Source organism: Lacinutrix sp. C3R15 (assembly GCF_018860825.1).
Taxonomy (GTDB): domain Bacteria; phylum Bacteroidota; class Bacteroidia; order Flavobacteriales; family Flavobacteriaceae; genus Oceanihabitans.
Genome location: NZ_JAHKPZ010000004.1, coordinates 82,996 through 96,722 on the forward strand (window position 1 = coordinate 82,996; position 13,727 = coordinate 96,722).

Sequence of the window (13,727 nt, forward strand, 5' to 3'; positions counted from 1 at the left end):
GAATTAACAAAAAGAATTAAATTATTTTTAATTAAAAAAAACACCTTTTAATAGCAAAAAAACATCGATGAACTGCAAAATTTGAATCTTTTTCTATTTTTAATAAAAAAAGTGGTCCCACTTGGGCTCGAACCAAGGACCACCTGATTATGAGTCAGGTGCTCTAACCAACTGAGCTATGGGACCAAAATTTTAGAGTGCAAACTTAATATTATTTTTAAAACTCTACAAGATATTTTTTTTAAATAATTTCCTGGCACAGCTCAATAAGCACTCCGTTGGTACTTTTTGGATGTAAAAAAGCTACTAACTTGTTGTCTGCCCCTTGTTTAGGTTTTTCATTAATTATTTTAAAACCTTCGTTTTTTAAGCGAAAAATTTCTTTTTCAATATCTGTAACATCAAAAGCTATATGGTGAATACCTTCTCCTTTCTTATCAATAAACTTAGCAATGGCGCTATCTGCATTAGTAGCTTCTAGCAATTCTATTTTATTTTCTCCTACTTTAAAAAAAGAAGTGTTTACGCCTTCGCTTGCAACTTCTTCTACTTTATAATGCGATTCACCAAAAAGTTGCGCATACAGTTTATTCGCTTTTTCTAGGTCTTTAACTGCAATACCTATATGTTCTATTTTATTCATTTAAAATTATTTTCTTCTTAATTAAATAAAAAAATCTATTGTTTTACCTCTAAACGATTTATAAGTATACGAATTTTACTTATAAAAGTAAGATAATCTTTAAATATCGACTATTTTTGCATTGTAAAAGATATTTTTTATCTTTTATTTAAAAATAAGACCTAAGGTTAACATAGGCTTAAAATAGATTTAAAGTGGAAGAAAGTCAAAGACAAAAAAAAATAGGATCTGTATTACAACGTGATATAGTAGACGTACTACAAAAAGCAGCATCTCAAGGTGGCATGCGAGGCATATTAATATCTGTTAGTAAAGTAAAAGTAACTGTAGATTTATCTGTGGCTAAAGTATATTTAAGTATTTTTCCTAACGATAAAGGAAAAGAATTATTAGATGGTATTAAATCTAACACGCCTTTAATAAGGCATGAGCTGGCACAACGTACCAGACACCAATTAAGACGTATGCCTAATTTAGAGTTTTTTATAGACGACTCATTAGAGTATATAGACAAGATTGAGCAGTCTTTAAAAGGAGAAGAAGACCCAATTAATGATCCTGACTTATTAGGAAACCGTAAAAAATCATAGTGAATTTTGCACTATACATAGCTAAACGGTATCTGCATTCTAAAAGCAGTAACAATGCTATTAATTTTATTACCATAATTGCTGCAATAGGAATCGTTCTTGGCGCAGCATCTTTATTTGTAGTACTTTCTGGTTTTGCTGGTTTAAAAGATTTTACCCTTCAGTTTACCTCTATTGTAGATCCAGACTTAAAAGCAGAAACCGCACAAGGTAAGTCTTTTTTAGTAACTAATGAAGAACTAAAAAAACTGGATAATCTAGACGATATTATTTCGTATTCTAAGATTATTGAAGATCGTGTTTTTCTGGCTTTTGATAATAAAAACTACCCTAATGCATATATAAAAGGAGTAGATGAAAATTACAAAAAAGTAAACATCATAGACTCTGTAATCCCTTTAGGTAGCTGGCTTACGCAAGACACTAACCAAATTGTAGTAGGCTGGGGAATTTCTAGCAATCTTTCTTTTGGCGTTTTAGATTATGGCAAGCGCGTAAGCTTGTATGTACCAAAACCAGGAAAAGGACAAATTACAGCTACCAACCAAATATACAATACGTTTCAAGCGGTAAATGTTGGAATTTTTGATATAAACGAAGAGTTAAACGACAAATATGTTTATGCTCCTTTTGCCTTTGCAAAAGACCTATTAGGCTATCAAGAAAATCAAATTTCTGCCATAGAATTTAAATTAAAAGATAATTTTAACGAAGAAGAAGTACGCACAAGTATTCAAAATATTTTAGGTAACAAGGTCATTTTAAAAAACAGAGCCCAACTTAATGATGCGCTTTACAAAATGCTAAACACAGAGTATCTAGCTGTATACCTCATCTTTACCCTAGTTTTAATCATTGCACTTTTTAATGTTATTGGCTCTATAATCATGATGATTCTAGACAAAAAGAAAAACCTAAATACTTTATTTAATTTAGGAGCAACCCAAAAAGATATTCGTAAAATATTCTTTTATCAAGGCATTTTAATGACTGTTATAGGAGGTATTGTAGGTTTAATAATAGGTTTAGTGTTAATACTACTTCAACAAACGTTTTCATTGGTTATGATAACACCATCACTACCTTATCCTGTTTCGTTAAAAGCAATAAACGTAATAATTGTATTTTTAACCATAACGGTTTTAGGCGTATTCGCATCTAAAATTGCTTCTACCAGAATTACTAAAAATTTAGTTTCTAATTAATTTTTGGGCAAGTTGCCTAAAAAAGGCAAACAGGCTTTTACAACTCGCTCTTTTCAAGGAGCTCAAACAAATTGCTCAATCCTTCTTGCACGCACTTGCTGTGTTCTTTTGTACTGCTAATAATATCTCTATTTAAAAAAAATGGTTTTAAAAAAGACTTCTCCTTTTAATTACAATAAAAAAATCCTCTCTTAAAATAAAGAGAGGATAAGTATTAGTACTATATAATGAGGTAAATCTATTCTGTAAATTGATAGCCAGCAAATTTATTTTGTACTTCATCAAAAGCAGCAAAAACATCCTTAGCAGCATCACTGGTAACCATTTTCATTCGGTATTCTTTAAAATGCGGAATGCCTTTAAAATAATTAGTGTAATGCCTTCTAGTTTCAAAAACACCAAGCGTTTCTCCTTTCCAGTCAATAGCCATTTGTAAATGTCTTCTAGCTGCTTCTACACGTTCTTCTAAACTTATTGGCGCTAAGTGTTCTCCTGTTTCAAAAAAATGCTTCACTTGTTTAAAAAACCAAGGATTTCCTATAGATGCTCTACCAATCATACAACCATCTAAACCATATTCATCACGCATAAGCATAGCCTTTTCTGGAGAATCTACATCGCCATTTCCAAAAACAGGAATATGCATTCTTGGATTATTTTTTACAGCTGCAATAGGTTTCCAATCAGCTTCACCTTTATACATTTGTGCTCTGGTTCTGCCATGAATAGAAATAGCTGCACAACCAACATCTTGTAAACGTTCTGCAACCTCAACAATTTTAATAGAGTCATGGTCCCAACCCAAACGCGTTTTTACAGTTACTGGTAAATTGGTGCGTTTTACCATTTCAGCCGTAAGGCTTTCCATTAAACATACATCTTTTAAAATTCCTGCTCCAGCACCTTTACTCACTACTTTTTTTACAGGACAACCAAAATTAATATCAATAATATCTGGATTTGATTTTTCTACAATATCAATAGTTTGCAACATGCTTTCCATGTTTGCACCAAATATTTGAATACCAACAGGGCGTTCCTTTTCGTAGATATCTAGCTTCATCACGCTTTTTGCAGCATCTCTAATTAAGCCTTCACTAGAAATAAATTCTGTGTATACCACATCTGCTCCTTGTTCTTTGCATAACGCTCTAAAAGGAGGATCACTAACATCTTCCATTGGTGCTAATAATAACGGAAAGTCAGGTAGTTCTATGTTGCCTATTTTTACCAAGTAATATATTTTTTGTGCAAAAATAAGTCTTTTATAATTGGTTTCTAAAAATAAACTAAAAAAGGGGTTCTCTATAAATATGTATCTTTGCTTAAAAAAAAGATATTATGAAAAAGAACCTACTTGTGCTTTGCTGTGCATTTGCACTTCTTTTTAGTTGTAATGTAGTAGATGATTTAACAAAGTTTGATTTAGACTATCAAACTAATTACTCTATACCTCCTACTACTTTAATTAATTCTCCTTTTAATATACTTACTCCTGATGTTACAACAGAATCTGAGTCTTCTTTTGAAAACAATGATACACGTAAAGATTTAATTGAAAGTATTAAGCTAAAAACTATTAAACTTACTATTGATACTCCAGAATCTGGTAATTTTAACTTTTTAAAAGAAGTACATGTTTACATAGATGCTGAAGATATTGAAGAAGTTGAAATTGCTAATATTTACGATTTAGAAAACACCAATTCTCAAACACTTGATTTAGATATTAATGATCAAGAGCTTAAAGAATATATTAAAAAAGACCGTTTTAATCTGAGAATTCAAACAATAACAGATGAAACTATTAGCGAAACGTACGATATTATTATAGACACAAAATTTAGAGTAGATGCTGAAATTTTAGGCGTTTAATTCTTTCTTATTTATTCTATATATAGAAACAGCAGCAAAAATTTAATTATTCTTGCTGCTGTTTTTATTTTATAAAATAGCTTACTATTTATGCTACTTTAGTAGTCGTTTAAAAGTTAATTTCTGCTTCTACTGTTTTGCCTGCTCTTGTTACTACAACTTTGGTGGTGTTTCCTTTTTCAAATTTAGACAATGCAAGCATATACGTTTGCATATCTACAACATCAATATCACCAAGTTTTATAACAACATCTCCTTTTTGTAATCCTGCTTTTTGTGCAGGTTTGTCTTCGCTAATACCATCAATACGCATCCCTTTTCCGTCATATAAATAATCTGGTATAACTCCTAAACCAACTTTAAATCTTGGCACATCTTCGCTTTCGTTTTTGGTTTTTCTAAAAGGAAGTTTTCCGTTATTATCTAAATCGGTAACAATTTCATAAATATAATCTGAAATTACTTGCATACCATCAACATGTAAAAGCTCTGTATCATCAGATGGTTTGTGGTAATCTTCATGTTGTCCTGTAAAAAAGTGTAAAACAGGAATATCTGCGTTGTAAAACGAAGTATGGTCACTTGGCCCAACACCAGATTCTTTTTGTACTAATTTAAATCTGTTATTATTTGCTTTTAAAGTTTGCTTAAAAATAGGGGAAGTTCCTACTCCATATACAGCAAGTGTACTATCTTTTTTTAGTCTACCAACCATATCCATATTAATCATATAGTTTGCTTTATTAGTATCTATAGTTGGGTTTTTAACAAAGTAATTAGAACCTAATAAACCCATTTCTTCACCAGAAAAAGTAATAAACAAATAATTGTTATTAATGTTTCCTTTCATTAATCGTTTTGCCAAGTTTAGTAATACTGCTACGCCACTTGCATTATCATCTGCGCCATTATGTATTGCTTTTTCACCTCTATATAAAGAGCCTTCTGCACCATAGCCTAAATGGTCATAATGTGCACCAATAATGACTGTATTTTCAGCTTTGTTGTCTATATATGCAACCACATTGGTTCCTGTAATAGTACTATCACCATCTTTTACTGTATAGTTTACCTTTTGGTGTGGATTGGTTTTTGGTTTAAAAGAAAAAGGTTGAAAAAAACCATCTGTTCCCTTTGCTTGCAACCCTAAATCCTGAAAACGCTTGGCAATATATGCTGCTGCTTTTTGCTCTCCTTCTGTTCCTGTTTGTCTTCCTTCTAAAGCATCATCTGCTAAAAAAGTTACATCTTCTTTTATTGATACTTCTGGAATAACAACTTCTTTTTTACAAGAAGTTAATAGCATTAAAAAAAGAATAAGAATACTATATTTCATAATGATAAATATTAATTTTACACAAAATTAGGTATTAAATGCCATTAATGTAAAAAATCATGATTAAAAACACCTCGCTTTATATTTTATTTATTTTACTTATAGTTTCTTGTAAACAAAACACTTCTAAAAAAGAAGACGCTACAACAGGAGCAACCAAATGGGTAGATTCTTTAATTTATCCAGAAGAAACGCATTTTAAAAACATACGTCAAATTACCTTTGGTGGTGATAATGCAGAAGCATATTGGAGCTTTGATGACAAGCAATTGGTTTTTCAATCCAATAATAAAGATTGGAACGTTAACTGTGATCAAATGTTTTTAATGCATGTAGACGAAACTTTTAAAGACAACATACCACCAATGATTAGCACAGGAAAAGGAAGAACCACTTGTGCCTATTTTTTACCAGATAATGAGCATATTATTTATGCTTCTACACATTTAGGTGCTGAGGAATGCCCTGAAACACCTTTGCGTAAAAACGGAAAATACATTTGGCCTATTTATGATACCTATGATATTTTTGTGGCTGATTTAGAAGGAAACATAACCGCACAATTAACTAATGAAACTGGTTATGATGCAGAACCAACGGTTTCACCAAAAGGCGATAAAATTGTATTTACATCTACAAGAAATGGCGATATAGATTTATACACCATGAATTTAGATGGTAGTGATGTAAAACAAATTACTTTTGAATTGGGTTATGATGGTGGTGCTTTCTTTTCGCCAGACGGAACAAAAATTATCTTTCGTTCCTCTAGACCAAAAACAGAAGAAGAGATTAAAGAATATAAAGATTTGTTGGCCGAAGGTTTAGTACAACCCACAGAAATGGAACTGTATATATGTAATGCAGACGGAAGCGATTTAAAACAATTAACCGATTTAGGAAACGCCAATTGGAGTCCGTTTTTTCACCCAAGCGGAAAGAAAATTTTATTCTCTTCTAATTTTGAATCAGAACGCGGTTTCCCTTTTAATTTATACCTAATTGATATAGACGGGAAAAACTTAGAACGCGTGACTCATAGTACTACTTTTGATGCTTTTCCTGTGTTTTCAAATGATGGTAAACACTTAATCTTCTCATCAAATAGAAATAATGGCGGAGGACATGATACTAACTTGTTTATTGCAGAATGGCAAGATTAACCCATTTCTGTTAAAGCAATACTATTGCTATTATAATGAAGATTAAAACAATATAATTTTCAGCATACTTATACTAAAACTCCTGCAAAAGCAGGAGTTTTTTATTTTTCTAAACGATCTCTTTCTTTTCGTGATTTAGTACGCTCATTGGTTTGTAATGCAGTATTACCAAACTTATAACTAAAACCTAATTTTACATATCGATTATCTTGATTGGTATAACTAGTGCTATTTTGGTTTAAATATCTATTGGTTACACTAAAGTCTTGTTTATTAAATATATCTGAAAAAGATAAAGATATAATCCCTTTATTTTTTAAAACAGTTTTTTTAATAGCCAAATCTGAAGATAATCTAGAATCTACTTCCTGAAAACCTTGTTGGTTTTTACCTATATAAACAAGCGTAAAGTTAGCAGATAAGCTTTTGTCTCTTAAAAATGAAAAATCATTACTTAGTACAGAATAATTAGACCACATATCTCTTTTTAAAAGCGTATTATTAAATATTGCTTCGTCTTGAACATTATAAAAAGAAGTAACAAAGTAAACAAACCAATTTCTGGTAACATTAAAATACGTGGTAAAATCAAAACCATATTCTATAGTATTACTAAGGTTGAATGGTGTAAATATTAATTGATTTTCTTCGTTATTTTGAATAGGTAATTCTATAAAACTAGCATCTGTGTGCTTATAATAAGCTTCAAAAGTGTATATATCTTTTATGGTTGTTCCTAAAACCATATGATCTATAAATGCTGGTTGTAAGTTTGGGTTTCCTGTAACAATAGTATTATCATTTAAATAATATTTAAACGGATTTAAATCTTGGTAACTTGGTCGCTCTACACTGCGTTTGTAATTAACGTATAAATTTACATTACCTGTGAGTTGATGGCTTAAATTAAACGTAGGAAATCCTTTAAAATAGTCTTGTTTATTTTCTACATTAGTAATAGGAGAGTTCCCTTCAATATTTGTTTGCTCTATTCTAAAACCGGTAAATAAGCTCCATTTTTCCCAAGTTTTTTCATAACTAAAATAGGCAGCAAAAATATCTTCGTCATAATTAAAAGCGTCTGTGTTTTCTTGGCTTAAGGTTTCTACATCTGCAACAACATCAAAATGTTGTATATCACTTTCGGTTTTTATAAAAGAAGATTTTATTCCTGCAGAGAATGATGAAGTTTCGTTTATTGCTGTATTATAATCTAGTTGCGAAGTGTAAATACCTGTATCTTGATTTGCATTGGTATTAAAGGCATTGTTATCATTTGCTGCATCTTCATAAAAATAACTACTTAATACATTTTGTTCTCTATGGTAATCATAAACCGTATAATGTGTATTAAAAGTTAGTTTTGATGCAGGGTTAAAAACATGAACATAATCTAAATCAAATCCTAGATTGTGTTTATTATCTCTAGATAAGTTATTCGTTTGAAGATTATAAGCTGTATCATTGGTATTGTCTTCAATTGCTGATGCACTATTAATTTTATATTTATAATATGGTAGAAATAATAAGTTAGAAGAAAGACTTAAGGTATTATTATCATCAAAAAAATAATCTAGATTAAAGTTAATATTATGTGTCTTAGACCATGTATTTCTATCTGTATTAGAGTTCCATTCTTGAGATGCAGCATCGTTTTCTATGTAAATAATTTTATCCTCATTCTTTCTATTTATCTTACTTTGTGTAAAACTATAATTACCAAAAAAATTAATTTTATCATCTTTATAAAAGTGTGTAGACCCTATATTAGTTTTAGGAAAAACCCCTTGTGTATAGTTACCAGCAACAGAACCTCGATATCCTATAATTAAGTTTTTAGCCATTACAATATTTAAAACGGCACCACTAGCAGCATCATATTTTGCTGGTGGATTTGTAATTACTTCAATAGATTTTATACTATTAGCAGGAGAACCTTCTAGCAGTTGTGCCAGCTCATCTCCTGTAAGATGTACTTTTTTATCATTTATATAAACCGTTGGTGTTGTGTTTTTAATAGAAATATTAGTGTCTGTTACCAAAACTCCAGGAGTACTTCTTAATAACTCCATCATATTCCCTTCACTTAACGCTGTATTTTCTACATTAAAAATTAAACGATCTGCTTCCCTTTTTACGGTTGGTTTTTTTACTACTATAGCTATTTCTTCTAAATTTTGGGTAGATTCATTTAAAATAATAGTAGCTAGTTCTGTGTTTTTATCTAGTACAACTTCTTTTATAAATTCATTATAACCTATAAAAGAAACTTTTAAAATGTAATTATTAGTCTTAATATTATGTAAAGTAAATGCTCCAAAATCATCACTACTAGTACCTGAAACAATGGTAGAGTCTTGCTTTTTTAATAAAACAATATTTGCATAAGAAATAGGTGTATTCTGTATATCATACACTTTTCCACTAACAGAAAACTCTTGACTAAACATTCCTAAAGGAATTAAAACGAAAAATAATTTAATGCTGCTTTTTATTTTCAAAATAATAAATAATTTAAAACGCAATATACCAATAGTTTCGCACAATTATTTACGGTTATTCCGTAAATTTTGCTCTATTTTTCCTACAAAATAAAAGTGTGTAAAAGCACAATATTTGCACTATATTTGCTAAATCTCTATAGAGAAGATAACAGGATTATGAAGCACATTAGAAATTTTTGCATTATTGCACATATTGATCATGGTAAAAGTACACTAGCAGATCGTTTGTTAGACTTTACAGGATCTGTAACCGCTCGTGAACAACAGGCGCAACTTTTAGATAGTATGGATTTAGAACGCGAACGTGGTATTACCATTAAATCGCATGCCATACAAATGGATTATACTTATGAAGGAGAACAATATGTTTTAAACTTAATTGATACTCCTGGTCATGTAGATTTCTCTTATGAAGTATCTAGATCTATTGCTGCTTGTGAAGGAGCTTTACTAATTGTAGATGCAGCACAAAGTATTCAGGCACAAACCATTTCTAATTTATATTTAGCGCTTGAAAATGATTTAGAAATTATTCCTGTACTTAACAAAGTAGATTTACCAAGTGCAAACCCAGAAGAAGTTACCGATGATATTGTAGATCTTTTAGGTTGCGAACCTGAAGATGTTATTCATGCCAGTGGTAAAACTGGTTTTGGTGTAGAAAATATTTTAAAAGCCATTATAGAACGTGTACCTGCTCCTAAAGGAGATCCTGATGCACCTTTACAAGCATTAATTTTTGATTCGGTTTACAACACCTTTAGAGGCATTGAAACCTATTTTAGAGTTTTTAATGGCGAAATTAAAAAAGGGCAAAAAATAAAATTTGTTGCCACAGATAAAGACTATTTTGCAGATGAAGTTGGTACCTTAAAACTAACACAAATAGCTAAACAAAGTGTAAAAACTGGTGATGTTGGCTATTTAATTACTGGTATCAAAACAGCAAAAGAGGTAAAAGTAGGTGATACTATTACCGATTTTGCAAACCCAACTACCAATATAGTAGAAGGTTTTGAAGATGTAAAGCCAATGGTATTTGCAGGAATTTATCCTGTAGATACAGAAGATTACGAAGAACTTAGAAGCTCTATGGAAAAGCTGCAGTTAAATGATGCTTCCTTAGTTTTTGCGCCAGAAAGTTCTGCGGCCTTAGGTTTTGGTTTCCGTTGTGGTTTTTTAGGTATGCTTCACATGGAAATTATTCAAGAACGTCTAGAGCGTGAATTTGATATGACGGTTATTACAACGGTTCCCAATGTATCTTACAATGCCTTTACAAACAAAAACCCAGATACTCCTTTTATTGTAAATAACCCGTCTGATTTACCAGACCCTTCTACCGTAAATCGTGTTGAAGAACCATACATTAAAGCAACAATAATTACTAAATCTGACTTTGTTGGTAATGTAATGTCTTTATGTATTGAAAAACGTGGTATGATTATTAATCAAACCTATTTAACACCAGAACGTGTTGAATTAACTTTTGAAATGCCTTTGGCAGAGATTGTATTTGATTTTTATGATAGATTAAAAACCGTTTCAAAAGGATATGCTTCTTTTGATTACCACCCAATAGGAATGAAAGTATCTAAATTAGTACGTTTAGATGTGTTATTAAACGCACAACCAGTAGATGCCCTTTCTGCATTAATACACACAGATAACGCGCATAATATTGGTAAAAAAATGTGCGAAAAATTAAAAGAACTTATTCCTAGACAACAATTTGATATTCCTATTCAAGCAGCAATAGGAGCAAAAATTATTGCTAGAGAAACCGTAAAAGCACTACGTAAAGATGTAACTGCTAAATGTTATGGTGGAGATATTTCACGTAAACGTAAGCTTCTAGAAAAACAGAAAAAAGGTAAAAAACGTATGCGTCAAGTTGGTAATGTAGAAATACCTCAACAAGCATTTATGGCTGTTTTAAAACTTAATGATTAGAAAAAACAAAGCTATAATTTTGTTTTTTTTAATAACCTAATTTGCCATAGTACTTATTTTAAAAGCCATCTATAATTTAATTAAATTATAGATGGCTTTTTTATTTTAAAAAAATTAAAAACCTCTAAAACTCCACGCTTTTACAATAATAACCAAGACTCTATTGAAATACATTAAGTTATTCATTGAGTTATTCTCAATATTAATCTTTTTTAATTATAAAAAACCAAAACTTCTAAAACCTACTGCGTATTTGATAATAATTCACACTATTATGATATTTATTAAATTATTAATAACGAATAGGTTTTTTATATAACAATCATTCAATACTTTTATGAAAATTAAAAAAAATAATTATGATTAAAATTTTACAATGTTGCTTAGTTTTCTTTGCCTTTAATGTTATGAGTGGTCAAGTATTTTCAGAAGACTTTACAGGCGTTTCTGGCGTTGGAAACAGCTTTTCTTTAACAGGATGGAATCAAACAAGAGACACAGACGCTTCTTTTGCAGATGGTTATTCTGTAGATAATGGTGGTGCGTGGGCTAAAGATGGTTTTAACAATAATGGAACCGCAGATGCTGTTAGAATTAACATGACAAATAACGTAAAACGTGATTGGTTACTTGCACCTTCAATAGATTTATCAACAACACCAAGCTCTGGCATGTATACCGTTTCTTGGGATATGGCTTTTACTCCAAACAACGGAAGCACATTTCAAGCGCTTAATGATGGAGATGAAATTAGATTAATTGTATCTACTGATAATGGAAGCACATATCAATCTTTAGCTTTATATGATAGTGCTACTGTTATAGCTGCTGGAGGAGAAACATTCTCTGTTGCACTAGATGCTTCTTATTATTCAAGTGATGTACAATTTGCTTTTTGGGCATATGAAGGAAGTGTAACTACTAATGCAACAAATGTATTTGTAGATAATTTTATGATAAAAGATGAATTAATAACTCCTCCTACTTGTACAGCACCAACTTACAGCATTACAGAAATCGCTGATTGTGATAATTCAGCATATAGTGTTGAAATTGTAATTACAGATTTAGGTTCAGCTACTGACTTAGTTATAAGTGATGGTACTAGCAATGAAAATGTAGATGCTACAGGTACTTATACTTTTGGACCTTATATGAGTGGAGATACATATACCATTACTATAACAGGAGATGAAGAAGATTGTGAAATATCAGAGGAAGTAAGCTACACATGTATTCCAAATGACGAATGTACGGATGCAATATCAGTAACTGTAAATACTGGTGAAAATTGCGTATCAGTTACTGCAGGAACTTTTGTAGGTGCAACGTATTCCGGGTCTGGTGTTGGATCTTGTCAAACAGGTACATACGTTAATGCTAACGTATGGTATAAGTTTGAGGCAATATCAACATCTCATATAATTGCTGTTGACAAGACAGATGGAACGGGACCTAATGCCATTAGATATGCTATATTCTCTACATCTGATAACGATTGTGCTGGTTTAGATACTGACGAAATTTCATGTGGTAGTACTTCTTCTGACGTTACTTTAACAGGCTTAACAGTTGGTAATACCTATTACATGAGTATTTATGCTACAGGCCCTACTGAAGTAGAATCTACTAAAACTATAGAGGTATGTATCACAACTCCCGCTGCACCTACTCCAGACAATGATGAGTGTGAAGATGCAGAAGAATTAATAGCATCAGATGATCACGAATGTATCGATTTAATAGAAGGAACATTAGAAGGAGCTACAGACTCAGGTATTGGCTCAGGTGTTTGTACAGGTTCAGCTACAGATGATGTGTGGTATTCATTTGTAGCTTCAGATGTTAACCAAGCTATTTCAATTTCAAATTTGAGTGGAGCAAGTATTGTGTACTATGCCCTATACGAAGGACAAGATGGTTGCGATAATCTTGTAGATCCTATTGGTTGTGGAGAAGCAACACCTACTTCAGATCCAGATGAGTTTACTACTTTTACATCATTAACAGAAGGTGATATTTATTTCATTCAGGTTTACAGTGATGAGACTTTAGCAACTACTTTTGATATTTGTATAACAGTTCCTGAATCGCTATCTACAACAGATTTAACAATCTCTGAAGGGTTCAGTTTATATCCAAACCCTACATCTGGTAATTTAAATGTAAAAGATTTAGAATTTTCTGATGTGCAATTATTTACAGTAATAGGAAGAAAAGTATCTGTTGACTATAGTGGCTCAACTATTTATACATCAGCATTAGCTGCAGGAACTTATATTCTTCAATTAACTAATGAAAAGGGATACACTTATACAAGTAAGTTTATTAAAAAATAAGTTCTCTTTTTAGATAACTTTAAATTAAAAGTAAAGCAGTTATTTCAATCGAAATAACTGCTTTTATATTTATATATAATAGAGTTAACACTTTTATATAACTTAAATATTAAAAAATA

Annotated in this window: 10 protein-coding genes and 1 tRNA gene; 6 read left to right on the forward strand and 5 right to left on the reverse strand. The window is 31.0% G+C overall.

Going from position 1 to position 13,727, the window contains the following annotated elements:
- Positions 1-112: 112 nt before the first annotated feature.
- Positions 113-186 (reverse strand) — tRNA-Ile (locus tag KO494_RS00400).
- Positions 187-241: 55 nt separating this feature from the next.
- The gene (gene mce, locus KO494_RS00405; protein WP_215965607.1) at positions 242-643 is read right to left on the reverse strand and encodes a methylmalonyl-CoA epimerase; all 402 of its coding nucleotides are present in this window, start codon (positions 641-643) and stop codon (positions 242-244) included.
- Between the two features lie 194 nt (positions 644-837).
- On the opposite strand from mce, the gene rbfA reads away from it, so the two are divergent.
- Positions 838-1,233 carry a 30S ribosome-binding factor RbfA gene (gene rbfA, locus KO494_RS00410; protein ID WP_215965608.1) on the forward strand — a complete coding sequence of 132 codons (396 nt, stop codon included), beginning with the start codon at positions 838-840 and terminating at the stop codon, positions 1,231-1,233.
- Positions 1,233-2,438 (forward strand): FtsX-like permease family protein, encoded by a 1,206-nt coding sequence (locus KO494_RS00415; RefSeq protein ID WP_215965609.1) that lies wholly within the window; start codon positions 1,233-1,235, stop codon positions 2,436-2,438. The genes rbfA and KO494_RS00415 overlap by 1 nt, the downstream gene beginning before the upstream one ends.
- Positions 2,439-2,676: 238 nt before the next feature.
- Here KO494_RS00415 and dusB read toward each other — a convergent pair whose 3' ends face one another.
- The gene (gene dusB, locus KO494_RS00420) at positions 2,677-3,672 is read right to left on the reverse strand and encodes a tRNA dihydrouridine synthase DusB (protein ID WP_215965610.1); all 996 of its coding nucleotides are present in this window, start codon (positions 3,670-3,672) and stop codon (positions 2,677-2,679) included.
- Positions 3,673-3,779: 107 nt separating this feature from the next.
- On the opposite strand from dusB, the gene KO494_RS00425 reads away from it, so the two are divergent.
- Positions 3,780-4,313 (forward strand): hypothetical protein, encoded by a 534-nt coding sequence (locus KO494_RS00425; protein ID WP_215965611.1) that lies wholly within the window; start codon positions 3,780-3,782, stop codon positions 4,311-4,313.
- A 109-nt stretch (positions 4,314-4,422) separates the two neighbouring features.
- Here the strand turns inward: KO494_RS00425 and KO494_RS00430 are convergent, their stop codons facing one another.
- Positions 4,423-5,649 (reverse strand): M28 family peptidase, encoded by a 1,227-nt coding sequence (locus KO494_RS00430; RefSeq protein WP_215965612.1) that lies wholly within the window; start codon positions 5,647-5,649, stop codon positions 4,423-4,425.
- Between the two features lie 59 nt (positions 5,650-5,708).
- On the opposite strand from KO494_RS00430, the gene KO494_RS00435 reads away from it, so the two are divergent.
- Positions 5,709-6,812 (forward strand): hypothetical protein, encoded by a 1,104-nt coding sequence (locus tag KO494_RS00435; RefSeq protein ID WP_215965613.1) that lies wholly within the window; start codon positions 5,709-5,711, stop codon positions 6,810-6,812.
- Positions 6,813-6,913: 101 nt separating this feature from the next.
- Here KO494_RS00435 and KO494_RS00440 read toward each other — a convergent pair whose 3' ends face one another.
- Positions 6,914-9,313 (reverse strand): outer membrane beta-barrel family protein, encoded by a 2,400-nt coding sequence (locus KO494_RS00440; RefSeq protein WP_252730203.1) that lies wholly within the window; start codon positions 9,311-9,313, stop codon positions 6,914-6,916.
- Positions 9,314-9,472: 159 nt separating this feature from the next.
- Between KO494_RS00440 and lepA the strand changes: the two genes are divergently transcribed.
- Positions 9,473-11,269, forward strand: a complete 1,797-nt coding sequence (lepA, locus tag KO494_RS00445) for a translation elongation factor 4 (RefSeq protein ID WP_215965614.1) — start codon at positions 9,473-9,475, stop codon at positions 11,267-11,269.
- Positions 11,270-11,628: 359 nt separating this feature from the next.
- Positions 11,629-13,608, forward strand: a complete 1,980-nt coding sequence (locus tag KO494_RS00450; RefSeq protein WP_215965615.1) for a T9SS type A sorting domain-containing protein — start codon at positions 11,629-11,631, stop codon at positions 13,606-13,608.
- Positions 13,609-13,727: the final 119 nt, after the last annotated feature.